This window comes from Bacillus cereus group sp. N11 (assembly GCF_016483605.1).
In the GTDB taxonomy this organism is placed as follows: Bacteria; Bacillota; Bacilli; order Bacillales; family Bacillaceae_G; genus Bacillus_A; species Bacillus_A toyonensis.
Genome location: NZ_JAEHBN010000005.1, coordinates 72,653 through 86,540 on the forward strand (window position 1 = coordinate 72,653; position 13,888 = coordinate 86,540).

Genomic DNA, 13,888 nt, shown 5'->3' on the forward strand with positions numbered 1-13,888 from the left:
CCCTTTAAAAAGTGCCTTCTTCTATTTCACTAATATTTAATTGAAATTTTACGATCCAAACTGAGAAAAGGTGGACAAGAAGCGCAAACGCCATACATGCTCCGCTTAAAAAAGTTAGTATAGGATGCGAATACACGTGCCCCAATCCATAGGATATCGCCACGAAAAACATTGTTATGTAAATATAAATTGCTCCATGTATTTGCCTCATATAAACCTCCTTTTCCCATATTATAACATAAATTTTCTGATTATTCACATTAATTACTTGTAATCAATATTTCTCAACTGTTACACCTCTAACAGCAACCTTAATATACGGTAACCCTTGTAAACTTTGTAAATCCTCTATTTTTCCTGTTACGACTACACCGTATATTGGTAGGTCTTTTCATTATAGTTTGTCCTAAAATGCTCTTGAAATCCCCCTTTATTTTCACTGAAAAATATCTAAATACAGCTTTTCTTTTTTAAAATTTTGCATAATAAAAAGCACATCTATTTTAATGTGCTTCTCCAAAAAACACTATTCTATTATTTCATCGCTTCCTTCACAACATCTTGAATCATAACAACTTCTGTTTTCATATCAACAGACGGTGCTTCTTCATCAATACACTCATACCAAAACGCTACATGCTTTTTATCAATTTCATGATGAGAATTTTCGACAAGAGCCCCGCCTTCTCCTTGCACAGAATACCAATATAAGTACTCTTCTCCATCTCTTATTTCCCGGAAAATTGTCTCAACATACATCTTTTCGTCGTTTAATGTCAAAAGGACTTCTTTCATATTGTCATTAAGAAGCTGCATCCATTCATCTACTCGATGACTCTTACCAGGCTTAACTTTAAATCTCGTTAATTCTACATTCATTTTTATTCCCCCGTTTTCTTACGTACAAACTATATTCTATTGGATGATAAAAACTTAATTTACTAGCTAATTTTCGTGAAGGAATATTGTCTACATAACAATCCCAGCTCGGTATAATATCATTTTGCATGCAATGTTCAATGAACCGTTTTGCAACAGCTTGAGCTAATCCTTTCCCTTGATGCGCTTCATGTGTTGCAATATCTATTTCAGCAAAACCATTCCCGCTAAATATTGAGACGCATTCAGCTACAATTATCCCACCTTGTTCTATACAAAATCCAAAACCACTATTCAAAAACGTTTCTTTTGATCCCCAATATTCTTTGTAGTACTCCTCTTTAAATTCACTGCTTCGCTCTATATCTCTTCTATCAATACGCTTCACTTCATATGTATTTTTGTTACAATCTCGCTTTCTCTCTTCAAAGGTTACTCTTTGAAATTTCATTCGCGGGATTTTCCGAAGCACATTACTAAAACGCTCTTCTAACATCATTTCCCATTCTTCACTTGAAGTGAACAATGTAAATCTCTTCTCTGTTTTTTCAATGGCCGTTTTTATATACGAAAATTCATCTTCGTTATAACTTTTCTCTTGCGTATTACCAAATAAATAATAAATGCCATTAGCTGTGATAATTAGTCCTGCTGTTAACTCCTCGTTTGCAAAAACCCTACCATCTATCGTTTGATCACATACTGCATAAGCAAAAGTTGTGGTTCTTGTATTACTTTCTAAAATCGAAAGTATTTTTCTATACTGGGCTACAGATAATTCCCTCATAATTGCTCCACTATAATCGTATCAGCCTCTATATTTTCAAAACAAAGATTTACAGTTCTCTTGAATGCTCTCGTTCTATGAATCGTACATGCTGGAATTAAGATAGAATCATTTGGCTTTAAAACCGCTGTTTCTCCATCTTCAAAATCAATAAGTAATTCTCCCTCTAGCACAATAAATAATTCATCCGAATTAGAATGATAGTGCCAATCATATTCACCAGTAAATACAGCGATTCGTAAACAATGACTGTTTATATTTGAAACGACGAAGTTTTTATGTTGATCTTTTATATCTTTTGTTAAATCTATTAAATTTATCTTTTCCATAGAATCCCCCTCTTTACACCCCTTTATATACTTATCTTTAAATTAGCATAAGAGGCATTTTACTAACAAGAAAAAAATTCCATATGGAAAATTCAAATAAAAAATGACCTCCAATCTCTCCTAACTATAAGAGAAATTAAAGATCATCCTTTCTATTTTATCGGAAATGCACTATCTCCAGCAGAAAGTACACCTTCCATGTAACCTTTTGCAAAATCTGGTAATCCAATGATAAGTACTGCAGTTACAATCCCAATACCAATCCCTCTTAATTTCAGATCATTTTTCTTTTTGCCTACAACCATTGTAATAATTCCTGCTATAAGCAAACCCACTGACAAAATATCATAAATATACCCCATATTGCCCCTCCTATTTACATCTTTATTTCTTTTTATTTTAATTGTACAATGTTTTCCCCTTAAATAAAAGCCTTCCTAATAAAAGGAAGGCTCTACATATATTTCTATTATGATAAAGCAGGAGCTTTTTCAAGAAGCTCTTTTGCATCAGCGTATTGTAAGCCGTGCGCTTCTGCAACTGCTTCGAATGTTACATATCCATCTAATGTGTTAATACCTTTTAGTAATGCAGAATTGCCTAAGCAAGCGTCTTTATAGCCTTTGTTAGCAATTTGTACTGCATATGGTACTGTTACGTTTGTTAATGCAAGAGTTGATGTACGTGGAACCGCACCTGGCATATTTGCAACTGCATAATGAACAACGCCATGTTTTTCGTAAGTTGGGTTGTCATGAGTTGTAATACGGTCAGTTGTTTCGAAAATACCACCTTGGTCAATCGCAATATCTACAACGACAGAACCTGGTTCCATTGATTGAATCATTTCTTCTGTTACAAGTTTTGGCGCTTTTGCACCTGGAATTAATACCGCACCAATAACAAGATCAGATTCTCTTACTGCTTCTGCAATGTTGTAAGGATTAGACATTAACGTTTTTACTTGGTTACCGAAAATGTCATCTAATTGACGAAGACGTTCTGCACTTAAGTCGATGATTGTTACATCTGCACCTAAACCTACTGCAATCTTCGCTGCGTTTGTACCAGCTTGACCACCACCGATAACTGTTACTTTGCCGCGTTTCACCCCTGGAACGCCTGCAAGTAAAATACCTTTACCACCTTTGTTTTTCTCAAGGAACTGTGCACCGATTTGTGCAGACATACGACCAGCTACTTCACTCATAGGTGCAAGTAATGGTAAAGAACGATTGTCTAATTGTACTGTTTCGTATGCAATTGATACCACTTTGTTATCAATTAATGCTTTCGTTAATTCTGGTTCTGGAGCTAAGTGTAAGTATGTGAATAAAATTAAACCTTCGCGGAAATTACCGTATTCACTTGCAACTGGCTCTTTTACCTTCATAACCATATCTTGGTTCCATGCTTCTTCAGCAGTTTCAACAAGTTTCGCACCAGCTTGTACGTATTCTTCATCTGTAAAGCCAGATCCTAAACCTGCTCCTTTTTGAACAAAAACTTCATGACCATTTTGTACTAAATGTACTGCTCCCGCTGGCGTCATTGCCACACGGTTTTCATTGTTTTTAATTTCTGTTGGAATACCGATACGCATTATTAGTTCCCCCTTGAGTTATGAAATGACCCCTGAATCATTTTTTAAAGCGCTTTCTACGCCCTTATATTCTAACATAATATCTCAATATTTGACAAAAAAATAACACAAGTTTTCCGATAGATTTAATATTACATGAAAGGACAGTATTATCCGCATCTCTTAGTATGAAGGATAAACTGTCCAATTATTTAAAACTCCATTTTATTTTGTTCTATCGATGTCTATGAATAACATCCACTGCACCAGTCACTTCAATAATTGTACCGGTAATCATATCGGAATCGTCCTCACATAAAAACGAAATCGTTCTTGCGATATCTTCACCTGTTCCAGATCTACCAATTGGTGTGTTATGACTTTTCAGCTGGCGTGCTTCTTGAATTGTCGCCTCTTTCATTTCACCAATAATATCACCAGGACATACCATGTTCGCAGTAATACCGTATTCCGCTTCTTCGTAAGCAACTGTTTTCGTTAATGAAACAAGTCCTACTTTTGCTGCCGCGAAAGCTGAGCGATAAATCCATCCCGGTGCACTATCTGCCCCTTGAAATCCGTAATTAATAATACGGCCAAAGTTCTGTTTTCTCATGACCGGAACGACAAGTTTTAATAAATGAAATACCGCTGTTAAATTGCCGTGAATCATTTCATTCCATTCTTCTTCTTCATAATCGACTAACTTTTTCCGTTCAAATACATATGGACCAGCATTATTAATTAAAAAGTCAATTTTGCCAAAACGGCTCATCGCTTCTTCTACTATTTTATGTAAATCTTCCTTTTTCGTGACATCCGCTTGCACGAATTGTAGACGCTCTTCCATATTTTTATATGTTTCTTTCATCGTTTCCATAGCCGTTATATCGCTATGATATGTTACTGTTACTGAATAGCCTTTAGCCAATAATTTTTCTGTTACTTGCTTTCCTAAACCTTTCGTACCGGCTGTAATGAGCGCATGTCTCACAAAACTGCCCCCTTTTAAATTGCTATAGTTCATATGTAACAAGTTCTCGCACCAATTACAACTAAAATGAATTAAAACAAAGTTTTCAAAATTCTGTAACGTTTCCGACAAGCACATTACCAAAATTTGTTTTATAATAAAGTTGTAAAAGGTAATAAAAATGATTGGGAGGAATTTACTATGAATAATACATATACAAATATTTTAATCGCGGTGGACGGTTCTAAAGAAGCAGAAAAAGCCTTTAAAAAAGCAATTCAAGTCGCAAAACGAAACAATGCAACATTAACAATTGCTCATATCGTTGATGTAAAAGCATACTCAGCAGTAGAAGCTTATAGCCGCGCAATTGCTGAACGTGCAAATCTATTTGCAGAAGACTTATTAGAAGACTACAAAAAAACTGCGCTTGAAGCTGGCCTTGAAAAAATTGAAACTGTATTAGAATTTGGTAATCCTAAATCTAAAATTTCAAAAGAAATCGCTCCAAACCATAAAGTAGATTTAATTATGTGTGGTGCGACTGGTTTAAATGCTGTTGAGCGTTTCTTAATCGGTAGCGTCTCTGAACATATTATTCGCTATGCGAAATGCGATGTCCTTGTTGTTCGTGGTGATGAGGAGCAAGGTGATCTTTAATGTATAAATAAAACACCAAGTCCAGATGGGCTTGGTGTTTTTCATTTCATATATTTTACTATAAATACAAGACAAGCCACAATAACAACAGTAATTGCTAATACATAAGGCGGAAGAAATTTTAAGGACCACAGCGCCATCATGATCGTAGCTACCGTTAAATAAGATTGCTTTGCATCTTCTGTCATTTTTTTACGAAGAAAGAAAACATACAAATAACCGATTGGCGGCGTAATGAAACAAAAAACATATATGATTTTTGATTTCAAATACCATTTTTGTTCTCCGAGTTTTTGTATATCTTCTTCTATTCTCTTATACTCGCGTTCTCTCGCTTCTTCTACAAGAGGATCTTCCTCTCCTCCTCGCTTCTCTTTCATATAAGGAAGAAAATGCATGAAAAAATAGTATGCAAATACGAACGCTCCAAAACCAATATTTAATCTTTCTAATGGAATATACTCACTAAAAAAGGCAGCAGTAAATACTAAAGACAAACAGTACGTCATCATCCAAAATGAACGTTTTCTCTTTTTCCGTTCCATTTCTTTTTTATCTTGTACATGTTTTCTTTTCGAAAGCCATATAGAAATAAAGCAATCTACTACAAATAGAGCAAAAATAAATATCGCAACGTGTACTGTTTCTACATCCTCAAATGAAAAGATATTTGGGAATGCAACATGTAATACAATTAATGTGTACAAAATTAGCCCTATAAAATAAATACGTCTCATTTTTCATCCCTTTCTTATTTCCTAACTTTAGGTTAACATACATTTTTTAGAAATAGACGGACAAAATATATATGTGTAAAAAAGGAGGATGCTACATGGATGATTCTGAACGTATTATTTTAGATGTGAATGGAAAAGAAATTGAAATGTTAGAGACGATTCGTGCACATTTTAAAGAGACACACGGAATTGAACTAAGTAATGGTGCATTACTACGAGATTTAATGGATATTGAGTATATTCGAATTACGGAAGATCGACATAAGTATGATTAATCGATACATTGTAGGCCTAGAGCAAATTGCTCTAGGCCTACTTACATCCACACGAAAAATGCTATAATTAGGAAAAATGTGGAGGGTGTCAAAATATGAAATCTGAAAATATCTCAAAACATTTTCATACATTACATGTACAAAGGAACGAATTCCTTCCTCATCTCCATTCACTATCTCAAGAACAACTGTGGTATCAGCAAAAGAATGGAAAATGGTCTATTGGAGAGCATTTTTATCACCTATATTTAATTGCAAAAATGCTAAAAGTAGCGATTAAATTCTCTTTCACTCTTATCCCTTATGCCAAGCTCAGAAGAAACACCCCATTTGCAACTGACATACATGACATTTATGCCGAATATAAAGAAAAGCATGGCAAAGGAATGAAAGCACCTTGGATTTTAACCCCTTCAAAAAAAGTCTATCAATCTATGAATGTAACTCAATTAGAAGAATTACTTACACGTGAAACAAATGAAATAAAAAAACTCATTCAAAATATAGAAGAAAATATTGCAGGGCATATCGTATTTTTAGATCCAATTGCTCACTATCCTAATTTGATTCAATCTATTCAACTATTAGCCATACATGAGAAACATCATTTTATGATTATGGAATGATAAATACTCCTGTAAAAATCTAAATACAAAAAGGTAAGGTACTTTCTATAAAAAGCACCTTACCTTCTATCTCATACATCATTTAATTCCTACAAACTCTCCAACTAACCCTTTCGCCTTCTCCAAAGCTTTTTCAATTTGCTCAAACCCTGTCCCGCCAGCACTGTTACGACGCTTTACAGCGGCATATGGCGAAAGAACTTCATACAAATCTTCTTCAAACAACGAGCTCATTTCTTTATACGTTGCAAGTGGTACATCTACTAAATAAATTCCTTTTTGTGTGCAGTGTAGCACTAGCTTTCCAACAATTTCATGAGCTTGACGAAATGGTAATCCTTTGTTCGCTAAGTAGTCAGCAATTTCTGTTGCATTAGAGAAATCTTGCGTTACAGCTTGCCCCATTTTTTCTTTGTTTACAGTCATCGTTTCCAGCATGCCTGCCATAATGTGAAGGCAGCCTTCTACTGTTTTTACTGTATCAAACATTCCTTCTTTATCTTCTTGTAAATCTTTATTGTAAGCGAGCGGTAATCCTTTCATGACTGTAAGTAAACTAAATAAATTACCGTATACTCTGCCTGTTTTACCGCGGATTAGTTCCGCCATATCTGGATTTTTCTTTTGCGGCATAATGCTGCTTCCCGTTGCGTATTGATCGCTCATTTCAATAAATTGAAACTCTTGGCTACTCCATAAAATAAGTTCTTCGCAGAAGCGTGATAAGTGCATCATGAGCATAGATGAGTTACTTAGGAACTCCAGTATGAAATCACGATCGCTTACTGCATCTAAACTATTTTCATAGATTCCATTAAATCCAAGAAGCTCCGCACTATATTCTCGGTCAATCGGGAATGTTGTCCCAGCTAATGCTCCTGCTCCTAATGGTGAAATGTTAATACGCTTTAATGAATCTTCATAACGATTCACATCACGCTCTAACATCCAAAAGTACGCGAGAATATGATGTGCAAATGAAATTGGCTGGGCACGCTGCAAATGCGTATAGCCAGGCATAATCGTTTCAATATTATTTTCCGCTTGATGAACGAGAACAGTCTGCAATTGTTTTGTAGCTTTAATAATATGTTCTACTTTTTCTTTTAAATATAAATGCATATCAGTCGCTACTTGATCGTTACGGCTTCGGCCTGTATGAAGTTTCCCTCCTACTTCGCCAATTTGTTCAATTAACATTTTTTCAATGTTTAAGTGAATATCTTCTGCTTCTACTGAGAATTGAAGCTTATTCTCTTTTGCTTCTTTTAATAAATACTGAAGACCTACCTTTATTTTCTCTGCTTCTTCTTTCGTAATGATGCCTTGCTTTGCTAGCATCGTTACATGTGCAATACTTCCCTTTATATCTTGATTTACTAATTGTTGATCGAAGGAGATGGATGCTCCAAACTCTTCAACCCATGCTTCCGCTTCTTCTGTAAAACGTCCGCCCCAAAGTTTGCTCACGCTTCCACCTTCTTTTGATTCACTTGACTGTATACTTTCGTCGGTAAACCGAATAATGAAATGAATCCAACTGCTGCATCATGATTAAATTCATCCTGGGCAGTATACGTAGCTAATTTCTCATCATATAACGAGTATTCAGATTTACGCCCTTCTACAATCGCATGACCTTTAAATAATTTCACACGCACTGTACCTGTTACATTCTTTTGCGTTTCTTGTAAGAAAGCATGAAGCGCTTGTTTTAAAGGAGAGAACCATAAACCGTTATAAATAAGTTCTGTTATTTTCTGCTCAATCACCGGTTTAAAATGAGCTACTTCTTTTACGTGCGTTAAATCTTCCAGCTCTTTATGCGCCGTGATTAACGTCATTGCTGCTGGACATTCGTATACTTCACGCGATTTAATACCAACAAGGCGATTTTCTACGTGATCGATACGTCCAACGCCATGTTTTCCAGCAAGCGCATTTAACGCTTTAATTAATTCTGAAAGTGAATATGCAGTACCATTTAAAGTCGTCGGTACGCCTGCTTCAAAGCCAATTTCTACAAACTCTGGTTTATTCGGTGTATCTTCTAATGCTAATGTCATTTCGTATGCATCTTCTGGCGGCGCTGCCCATGGATCTTCTAAAATTCCACATTCGTTGCTGCGTCCCCATAAGTTTTGATCGATTGAGAATGGGCTATCTAAATTAATTGGAATTGGTACATCGTTTTCTTTTGCATATGCAATTTCTTCTTCACGTGACCACTTCCATTCACGTACAGGCGCAATCACTTCTAAATATGGATTCAATGCTTGAATAGAAACTTCAAAACGAACTTGGTCATTCCCTTTCCCTGTACATCCGTGTGCAACTGCAGTTGCGCCTTCTTGTTCTGCGATTTCTACTAATTTTTTCGCAATAAGTGGACGAGATAATGCAGAGACAAGAGGATATTTCCCTTCGTATAACGTGTGTGCTTGCATCGCCATCAATGCATATTCATTCGCGAATTCTTCTTGAACATCAATCATATACGATTTAATTGCACCTACTGAAAGTGCTTTTTCTTTTACAAACGCTAAGTCTTTTCCTTCCCCTAAATCTAAACAAAGCGCGATAATATCATAATTCTTCTCTTGTAACCATTTAATTGCAACGGAAGTATCAAGACCTCCGGAATATGCTAATACAACTTTTTTCTTCTCCATTTTACATCCCCCTAAAGAATAAATATTCATTATTTATTATAATAATTCAAACTTTAACACCTTTCATAAAATGAATCAAGGGGAATTCATAATTTTTTTTCAAACAATTTCGTCGAATTTCTTTCTTTTTTTATGTAAAATAGAGGCAGGAAATTGGAGGTGTATCTATGAAAAAGTATTTTATATACAATGAACATCTAGGAATTGCAGTGCCAAACATACAAGAAGAATGGGAAGACATCTCTGAAAAAACACAGCATGGTATTTTATTAAAATGGGAGCAAATTCGCGGAAAAATACCTGATCGTATAAAAGAGCTTGAACATTACATTAATCAAAAACAACATCGTTTAAATAACGAAGATAATTTTGAAATTTCCTGTAGGCTTAATTCTGAAATAGCTGATTTAGCCTCTATTATTAACGACCTTTGGCTTTGGTATCGCCTCACTCAAAATGTATCTGAGGGAAAAGCACACCAATGAAAAAAGCATGCCCCTCATTCACTTTGGGTCATGCTTTTTTGTCGTAACAAGCTTTGCAATATATTTCTTGCGCCGTTTTTGCTAAACATACATCAAACGGACCTACTAATATACTTCTTTCTTTCGGCAACTTCACAAAAGCAACTAGCTCTTCTTCATATTCAATCTTTTTCTGACATGAAACGCATTTTAATTCTCTTCTTTTAAACATGTCTTTTAGCATATCTCCACTCTCCCTTTCATCTATCTATATTAATATAATATGTAAAAAAATGACACATTACAAAGTAAGATATTCATATACTATGTACAAAAGGAGGCCTCAAAATGATGCGAGCTTTCATTATTATCGCTTTAACATTTTTAAGTGTGATTAGCTGGGATGCATTTTTTAAAGATAAAGGTGACGAAAACAATACAACTGAATAAAAAACCATCTTTGCTTACTTATTGGACAAACTTCTAAAAACTGTCCAATCCTACAAAATAACTTAGGCTTTTCTACAAAAATATTTAAACATAACAATTTTTGTAGATTCCCTCCGTTTATTGTCGGTTTCCATCCGCATACATTTTTTGAAAGTATGATATAATAATATAAATCTTGAAGGAAGGGATTTTGATATCATGATCGCTCGAAGGAGCATGTGGCATCGTATTGACGAATCATACACGTAGCGTATTTTTCAGCTCAGATACTTTAGTCTAGCGAAAAAAATACGAGAGTGGGGAAATTATGATTGCCCGAAGGATAATTTGGCAAAAAAAAGACTCTTCTTACACGTAGCGTTTTGTTTAGGACTTAATTGTTATTAGCTAAACAAAACAAAGAAGAGCAGGATTGCTAAATGACGAATCCTACTCCACGTTTTGTTTAGTCGTTTTAAGACTTAAACTAAAACGAAGGTAGGGAGAATTGATGGACGAGAGGATTATTCGTTATTTCTTCAGCGACATATAGCGTAGTTAGTTTTTTCGTAAACTAACTGAAAGCTACATGTGAGCTCGTAGTTAGTTTACAACACAAAAAGGACTACTAACTACGGAAAGAAGGAATAACGATGAGGAACATCCAAAGTCGACAAATTATTAAAGAAGTTTTTATGGTTTTAATCGGTTCATTTATTTTAGCGGCAGCGCTATATCACATTCACTTCCAAAACCACTTAACAGAAGGTGGATTTGTAGGTATTGCACTATTCATCCAAAATTTTTATGATATTTCACCATCTATTTCAACTGTAATAATGGATATCCCAATTATTTTACTGTGCGCTTCATTTTTAGGTAAAAAAATGGTTGGCTATTCATTTTTAGGTTCAATTTCATTCGGAGTATTTTATTCCCTTATGGAAAATTATTCTCCATTTACGGTAGATTTATCAAACAATTTATTTATAGCTGCAATAGTTGGCGGTGCTTTAGCTGGTATTGGACTCGGTTTTATATTGCGATTTGGCGGTGCAACCGGTGGAGACGATATTTTAACAATTGTATTAAGTAAACGAACTCGTTTTACAATTGGGCAAATTTTCTTCGTCTTTGACGCGATTGTTCTTGCGCTTTCATTATATTATTTAAATTGGACAGAAATTGCTTTTACTATTCTTTCAATTGCCGTACAGGCAAAAACATTGGATTTAATTTATTATCCAAAAGCAGAAAAAGCAGCAGAAAAGCAACCAGTATCTATTCCAATGACCAAAAAACATGCAACAAATTAAAAAAGCGAAAGGCTTCGGCCTCTCGCTTTTTTTATGATTTTTTTTCTTTCTCCATTATGTGGCGCACTTGATAAAATCGATTGGAAAATTCAGTAACATTTCTTGTTAAACGATAATTTACTGTAGATCCGATTGCCATTCCGATGACTGGGATACCTTGGAATAATTTACGACGAAGAGCATAAATTGAAAATGTTTTCAAAATTTGCTTTAACAAAACTTCGGTAGAGGCTGTTTGTAACACTGCTTCGTCTCCTTCATAAAAGAACGAATCTTCTTGCTCCAGCTCTCGTAGCAAGTTGTACCAAGCGTATTGCTGAAGTCTTCCTGGCAATAATGACGCATGAAACACCTTTAACGCCAGCATCATTTCATAAGGCTTGTTCACATCATGCCCAAACGATGTTGCAATAAGTTGGACAGCCTTCACATTTAACGCAATCATAACCGGAAAATCAGCTGTCAATAATAATAATCCTCCAGCACCCGTTGCTCCGCCTTGCACGAATGAATATAGACGATGACGTGCTGTTTGTTGCTCTGCTATGTATGTTAACTGATCAATAGATAATGCTTTCAAATCTTCAAGTTGTTCAATTGATTCATTAAATAATCTTGATGTTCCTAAAATACGATTACGTGCATCTAATTGTGATTGTGAACTTTGAATCAGTGCATGCAAATGAAAAAGCCATCCATCTGCTTTCGTAAAGAATTCTTTTCGTTTTTTCTCAGGTAATTTCGCAACTGTAGTATGTAACCATTTATCAAACACTTTTTGAAAATCGGTCGCTTCTTGCTCAACTAATTGCGCTTCCCATTCCTTTATATTGTCTAAAATGGCTTGTTCTCGCTTCGATCGCATCGTAACAACCACCTCGTTCGATTTTTTTCTATTGTAACATATTTCTGCTTATTCTTTGCAAATATGCTTGTCTATCTCCATTCACATACCATTTTTTAATGACATAAAATATTAGCAAAAAGGATGAGATGAATCACATGAATCTATCCAATATAAAACAAAAGTATAATGCTGTATTTAGCTTAGGACAAAACTGCTGGCCTGCTTGGGCTTTATATCAACTAGGATTATCCCCATTTTTTGGCGTTATTGATTTTATGCTAAGTCCTTCATTAGAGAAAGTAAATTTATTATTACAAAATCGCTTTCACCGTTTTTTAGAATTAGAAAATTTGTCCTTCATCTCATTTTGGGATGATGATGCGAAATTAAGACTACGAGACAACATTTATGAAATTGACTCCTGCCATGACTTTAAAACAGATGTAAATACACCAACTTCTTGGCCTTCTTATACAGATATTAAATTAAATTATGAGCATCGGATTAATCGTTTTCTAACTACAGTAGAAATGGAAGAATCCATATTGTTTATTCGAACCGGGGGAACATATGAAGAAGCACTTTTTCTTGAACAAATTTTATCTCAAATGGTCAAGTATAACTTCTCCGTCCTTTTATTACTTCCTGCCGATGTACCAACTATCACTGAAGAAGATTGGGGATTACAAAACATTTGCGTTATAAAATGCCCAGTGATGGATATATACCAGTACAATGAAGCATTTTGGAAAGAACTATTAGACGGTATTACAATTAGCTCAACAACGTGAATAAAAAGGTGATTTTCTCTATATTTCAACTTATAATTATCCACATATAAATGAATAAGGAGCGATCATATTCATGTACCCACGTGCAAAATCCTTTGGTATTGTTATACATCACAATCGACTTCTACTACAAGAATATAATATAGACAATGAAACCTATTACCGTCCTCTTGGTGGATCAATTGAACTCGGAGAAAAATCAGATGAAACAGTTATTCGAGAGTTTAATGAAGAGCTTCATACAGAAGTAGAAATTATCGATTATTTAGGTTGCTTAGAAAACATCTTTCATCTAGATGAGGAAATTGGTCATGAGATTATTCAACTATATTCTTTGCGTTTATTAGACAGATCACTATATGAAATGGAAATAGTGAATATACAAGATGAGCAAACAGCGTCATATGCAAAATGGGTTCCCATTACTGCATTCATTCAGAAGGAAAAATTATTATATCCAGATGGAATTTTAAAATATATTAAAAAGAAAAAAGACGAAATCCTATAGGATCTCGTCTTTC

19 protein-coding genes and 1 pseudogene are annotated in these 13,888 nt (G+C 34.8%); 7 read left to right on the forward strand and 13 right to left on the reverse strand.

What is annotated here, in order from left to right; all coding sequences use genetic code 11:
- Positions 1 to 4: 4 nt before the first annotated feature.
- The 8 genes and pseudogenes from JDS98_RS09865 to JDS98_RS09900 form a co-directional block, all read right to left on the reverse strand.
- On the reverse strand, positions 5 to 211 hold the full coding sequence (locus JDS98_RS09865) for a hypothetical protein (protein WP_001248905.1): 207 nt from the start codon (positions 209 to 211) through the stop codon (positions 5 to 7).
- 63 nt (positions 212 to 274) lie between these two features.
- Positions 275 to 391, reverse strand: a pseudogene (locus JDS98_RS30865) (anti sigma factor C-terminal domain-containing protein); the annotation flags it as partial.
- A gap of 143 nt (positions 392 to 534) precedes the next feature.
- Positions 535 to 879 (reverse strand): DUF6176 family protein, encoded by a 345-nt coding sequence (locus tag JDS98_RS09875; RefSeq protein WP_052943344.1) that lies wholly within the window; start codon positions 877 to 879, stop codon positions 535 to 537.
- Positions 854 to 1,666: a GNAT family N-acetyltransferase gene (locus JDS98_RS09880; RefSeq protein ID WP_199633844.1), complete on the reverse strand. Its 813-nt coding sequence runs from the start codon at positions 1,664 to 1,666 to the stop codon at positions 854 to 856. The genes JDS98_RS09875 and JDS98_RS09880 overlap by 26 nt, the downstream gene beginning before the upstream one ends.
- Entirely contained in the window at positions 1,663 to 1,995 is a 333-nt protein-coding gene (locus tag JDS98_RS09885; RefSeq protein ID WP_098911627.1) for a cupin domain-containing protein, read from the reverse strand. Before JDS98_RS09885 ends, JDS98_RS09880 begins: the two co-directional genes overlap by 4 nt.
- Positions 1,996 to 2,147: 152 nt before the next feature.
- A complete protein-coding gene (locus JDS98_RS09890; RefSeq protein ID WP_000540692.1) occupies positions 2,148 to 2,357 on the reverse strand; it encodes a hypothetical protein in 210 nt (69 codons plus the stop codon).
- Positions 2,358 to 2,464: 107 nt separating this feature from the next.
- Positions 2,465 to 3,598, reverse strand: coding sequence for an alanine dehydrogenase (gene ald / locus JDS98_RS09895; RefSeq protein WP_001219395.1), 1,134 nt, complete (start codon positions 3,596 to 3,598; stop codon positions 2,465 to 2,467).
- A gap of 214 nt (positions 3,599 to 3,812) precedes the next feature.
- Positions 3,813 to 4,604 (reverse strand): SDR family oxidoreductase, encoded by a 792-nt coding sequence (locus tag JDS98_RS09900; RefSeq protein WP_016109188.1) that lies wholly within the window; start codon positions 4,602 to 4,604, stop codon positions 3,813 to 3,815.
- 147 nt (positions 4,605 to 4,751) lie between these two features.
- Between JDS98_RS09900 and JDS98_RS09905 the strand changes: the two genes are divergently transcribed.
- Entirely contained in the window at positions 4,752 to 5,210 is a 459-nt protein-coding gene (locus tag JDS98_RS09905; protein WP_001066672.1) for a universal stress protein, read from the forward strand.
- Positions 5,211 to 5,251: 41 nt separating this feature from the next.
- Here the strand turns inward: JDS98_RS09905 and JDS98_RS09910 are convergent, their stop codons facing one another.
- The gene (locus JDS98_RS09910; RefSeq protein WP_199632135.1) at positions 5,252 to 5,947 is read right to left on the reverse strand and encodes a hypothetical protein; all 696 of its coding nucleotides are present in this window, start codon (positions 5,945 to 5,947) and stop codon (positions 5,252 to 5,254) included.
- A 95-nt stretch (positions 5,948 to 6,042) separates the two neighbouring features.
- Between JDS98_RS09910 and JDS98_RS09915 the strand changes: the two genes are divergently transcribed.
- Positions 6,043 to 6,222: a hypothetical protein gene (locus tag JDS98_RS09915; RefSeq protein ID WP_052943339.1), complete on the forward strand. Its 180-nt coding sequence runs from the start codon at positions 6,043 to 6,045 to the stop codon at positions 6,220 to 6,222.
- Positions 6,223 to 6,317: 95 nt separating this feature from the next.
- Positions 6,318 to 6,848, forward strand: coding sequence for a DinB family protein (locus JDS98_RS09920; RefSeq protein ID WP_199632136.1), 531 nt, complete (start codon positions 6,318 to 6,320; stop codon positions 6,846 to 6,848).
- Between the two features lie 78 nt (positions 6,849 to 6,926).
- Here the strand turns inward: JDS98_RS09920 and argH are convergent, their stop codons facing one another.
- On the reverse strand, positions 6,927 to 8,318 hold the full coding sequence (gene argH / locus JDS98_RS09925; RefSeq protein ID WP_199633846.1) for an argininosuccinate lyase: 1,392 nt from the start codon (positions 8,316 to 8,318) through the stop codon (positions 6,927 to 6,929).
- Complete coding sequence (locus JDS98_RS09930) at positions 8,315 to 9,520, reverse strand: argininosuccinate synthase (protein WP_087970565.1); 1,206 nt, start codon at positions 9,518 to 9,520, stop codon at positions 8,315 to 8,317. Before JDS98_RS09930 ends, argH begins: the two co-directional genes overlap by 4 nt.
- A gap of 167 nt (positions 9,521 to 9,687) precedes the next feature.
- On the opposite strand from JDS98_RS09930, the gene JDS98_RS09935 reads away from it, so the two are divergent.
- Positions 9,688 to 10,005, forward strand: a complete 318-nt coding sequence (locus JDS98_RS09935) for a radical SAM protein (RefSeq protein ID WP_199633847.1) — start codon at positions 9,688 to 9,690, stop codon at positions 10,003 to 10,005.
- Positions 10,006 to 10,033: 28 nt separating this feature from the next.
- On the opposite strand, the gene JDS98_RS09940 is transcribed toward JDS98_RS09935, so the two are convergent.
- Positions 10,034 to 10,228: a hypothetical protein gene (locus JDS98_RS09940; RefSeq protein ID WP_000910296.1), complete on the reverse strand. Its 195-nt coding sequence runs from the start codon at positions 10,226 to 10,228 to the stop codon at positions 10,034 to 10,036.
- A gap of 838 nt (positions 10,229 to 11,066) precedes the next feature.
- Between JDS98_RS09940 and JDS98_RS09945 the strand changes: the two genes are divergently transcribed.
- Positions 11,067 to 11,729, forward strand: coding sequence for a YitT family protein (locus JDS98_RS09945; RefSeq protein ID WP_001244520.1), 663 nt, complete (start codon positions 11,067 to 11,069; stop codon positions 11,727 to 11,729).
- A 31-nt stretch (positions 11,730 to 11,760) separates the two neighbouring features.
- Here the strand turns inward: JDS98_RS09945 and JDS98_RS09950 are convergent, their stop codons facing one another.
- Positions 11,761 to 12,594, reverse strand: coding sequence for an EcsC family protein (locus tag JDS98_RS09950; RefSeq protein WP_097926618.1), 834 nt, complete (start codon positions 12,592 to 12,594; stop codon positions 11,761 to 11,763).
- A gap of 137 nt (positions 12,595 to 12,731) precedes the next feature.
- Between JDS98_RS09950 and JDS98_RS09955 the strand changes: the two genes are divergently transcribed.
- The gene (locus tag JDS98_RS09955) at positions 12,732 to 13,367 is read left to right on the forward strand and encodes a DUF1796 family putative cysteine peptidase (protein ID WP_097959242.1); all 636 of its coding nucleotides are present in this window, start codon (positions 12,732 to 12,734) and stop codon (positions 13,365 to 13,367) included.
- Between the two features lie 73 nt (positions 13,368 to 13,440).
- Entirely contained in the window at positions 13,441 to 13,875 is a 435-nt protein-coding gene (locus JDS98_RS09960; RefSeq protein WP_000283516.1) for an NUDIX hydrolase, read from the forward strand.
- Positions 13,876 to 13,888: the final 13 nt, after the last annotated feature.

Excerpts from the sequence above, each read along its gene's own strand:
- JDS98_RS09915 (WP_052943339.1), top strand. The coding sequence starts at position 6,043 with ATGGATGATTCTGAACGTATTATTTTAGATGTGAATGGAAAAGAAATT.
- JDS98_RS09885 (WP_098911627.1), bottom strand. The coding sequence starts at position 1,995 with ATGGAAAAGATAAATTTAATAGATTTAACAAAAGATATAAAAGATCAA.
- JDS98_RS09930 (WP_087970565.1), bottom strand. The coding sequence starts at position 9,520 with ATGGAGAAGAAAAAAGTTGTATTAGCATATTCCGGAGGTCTTGATACT.
- JDS98_RS09940 (WP_000910296.1), bottom strand. The coding sequence starts at position 10,228 with ATGCTAAAAGACATGTTTAAAAGAAGAGAATTAAAATGCGTTTCATGT.
- JDS98_RS09960 (WP_000283516.1), top strand. The coding sequence starts at position 13,441 with ATGTACCCACGTGCAAAATCCTTTGGTATTGTTATACATCACAATCGA.
- JDS98_RS09865 (WP_001248905.1), bottom strand. The coding sequence starts at position 211 with ATGAGGCAAATACATGGAGCAATTTATATTTACATAACAATGTTTTTC.
- JDS98_RS09880 (WP_199633844.1), bottom strand. The coding sequence starts at position 1,666 with ATGAGGGAATTATCTGTAGCCCAGTATAGAAAAATACTTTCGATTTTA.
- JDS98_RS09910 (WP_199632135.1), bottom strand. The coding sequence starts at position 5,947 with ATGAGACGTATTTATTTTATAGGGCTAATTTTGTACACATTAATTGTA.
- JDS98_RS09875 (WP_052943344.1), bottom strand. The coding sequence starts at position 879 with ATGAATGTAGAATTAACGAGATTTAAAGTTAAGCCTGGTAAGAGTCAT.
- JDS98_RS09900 (WP_016109188.1), bottom strand. The coding sequence starts at position 4,604 with ATGAACTATAGCAATTTAAAAGGGGGCAGTTTTGTGAGACATGCGCTC.
- ald (WP_001219395.1), bottom strand. The coding sequence starts at position 3,598 with ATGCGTATCGGTATTCCAACAGAAATTAAAAACAATGAAAACCGTGTG.
- JDS98_RS09950 (WP_097926618.1), bottom strand. The coding sequence starts at position 12,594 with ATGCGATCGAAGCGAGAACAAGCCATTTTAGACAATATAAAGGAATGG.
- JDS98_RS09945 (WP_001244520.1), top strand. The coding sequence starts at position 11,067 with ATGAGGAACATCCAAAGTCGACAAATTATTAAAGAAGTTTTTATGGTT.
- JDS98_RS09955 (WP_097959242.1), top strand. The coding sequence starts at position 12,732 with ATGAATCTATCCAATATAAAACAAAAGTATAATGCTGTATTTAGCTTA.
- JDS98_RS09905 (WP_001066672.1), top strand. The coding sequence starts at position 4,752 with ATGAATAATACATATACAAATATTTTAATCGCGGTGGACGGTTCTAAA.
- JDS98_RS09890 (WP_000540692.1), bottom strand. The coding sequence starts at position 2,357 with ATGGGGTATATTTATGATATTTTGTCAGTGGGTTTGCTTATAGCAGGA.
- JDS98_RS09920 (WP_199632136.1), top strand. The coding sequence starts at position 6,318 with ATGAAATCTGAAAATATCTCAAAACATTTTCATACATTACATGTACAA.
- JDS98_RS09935 (WP_199633847.1), top strand. The coding sequence starts at position 9,688 with ATGAAAAAGTATTTTATATACAATGAACATCTAGGAATTGCAGTGCCA.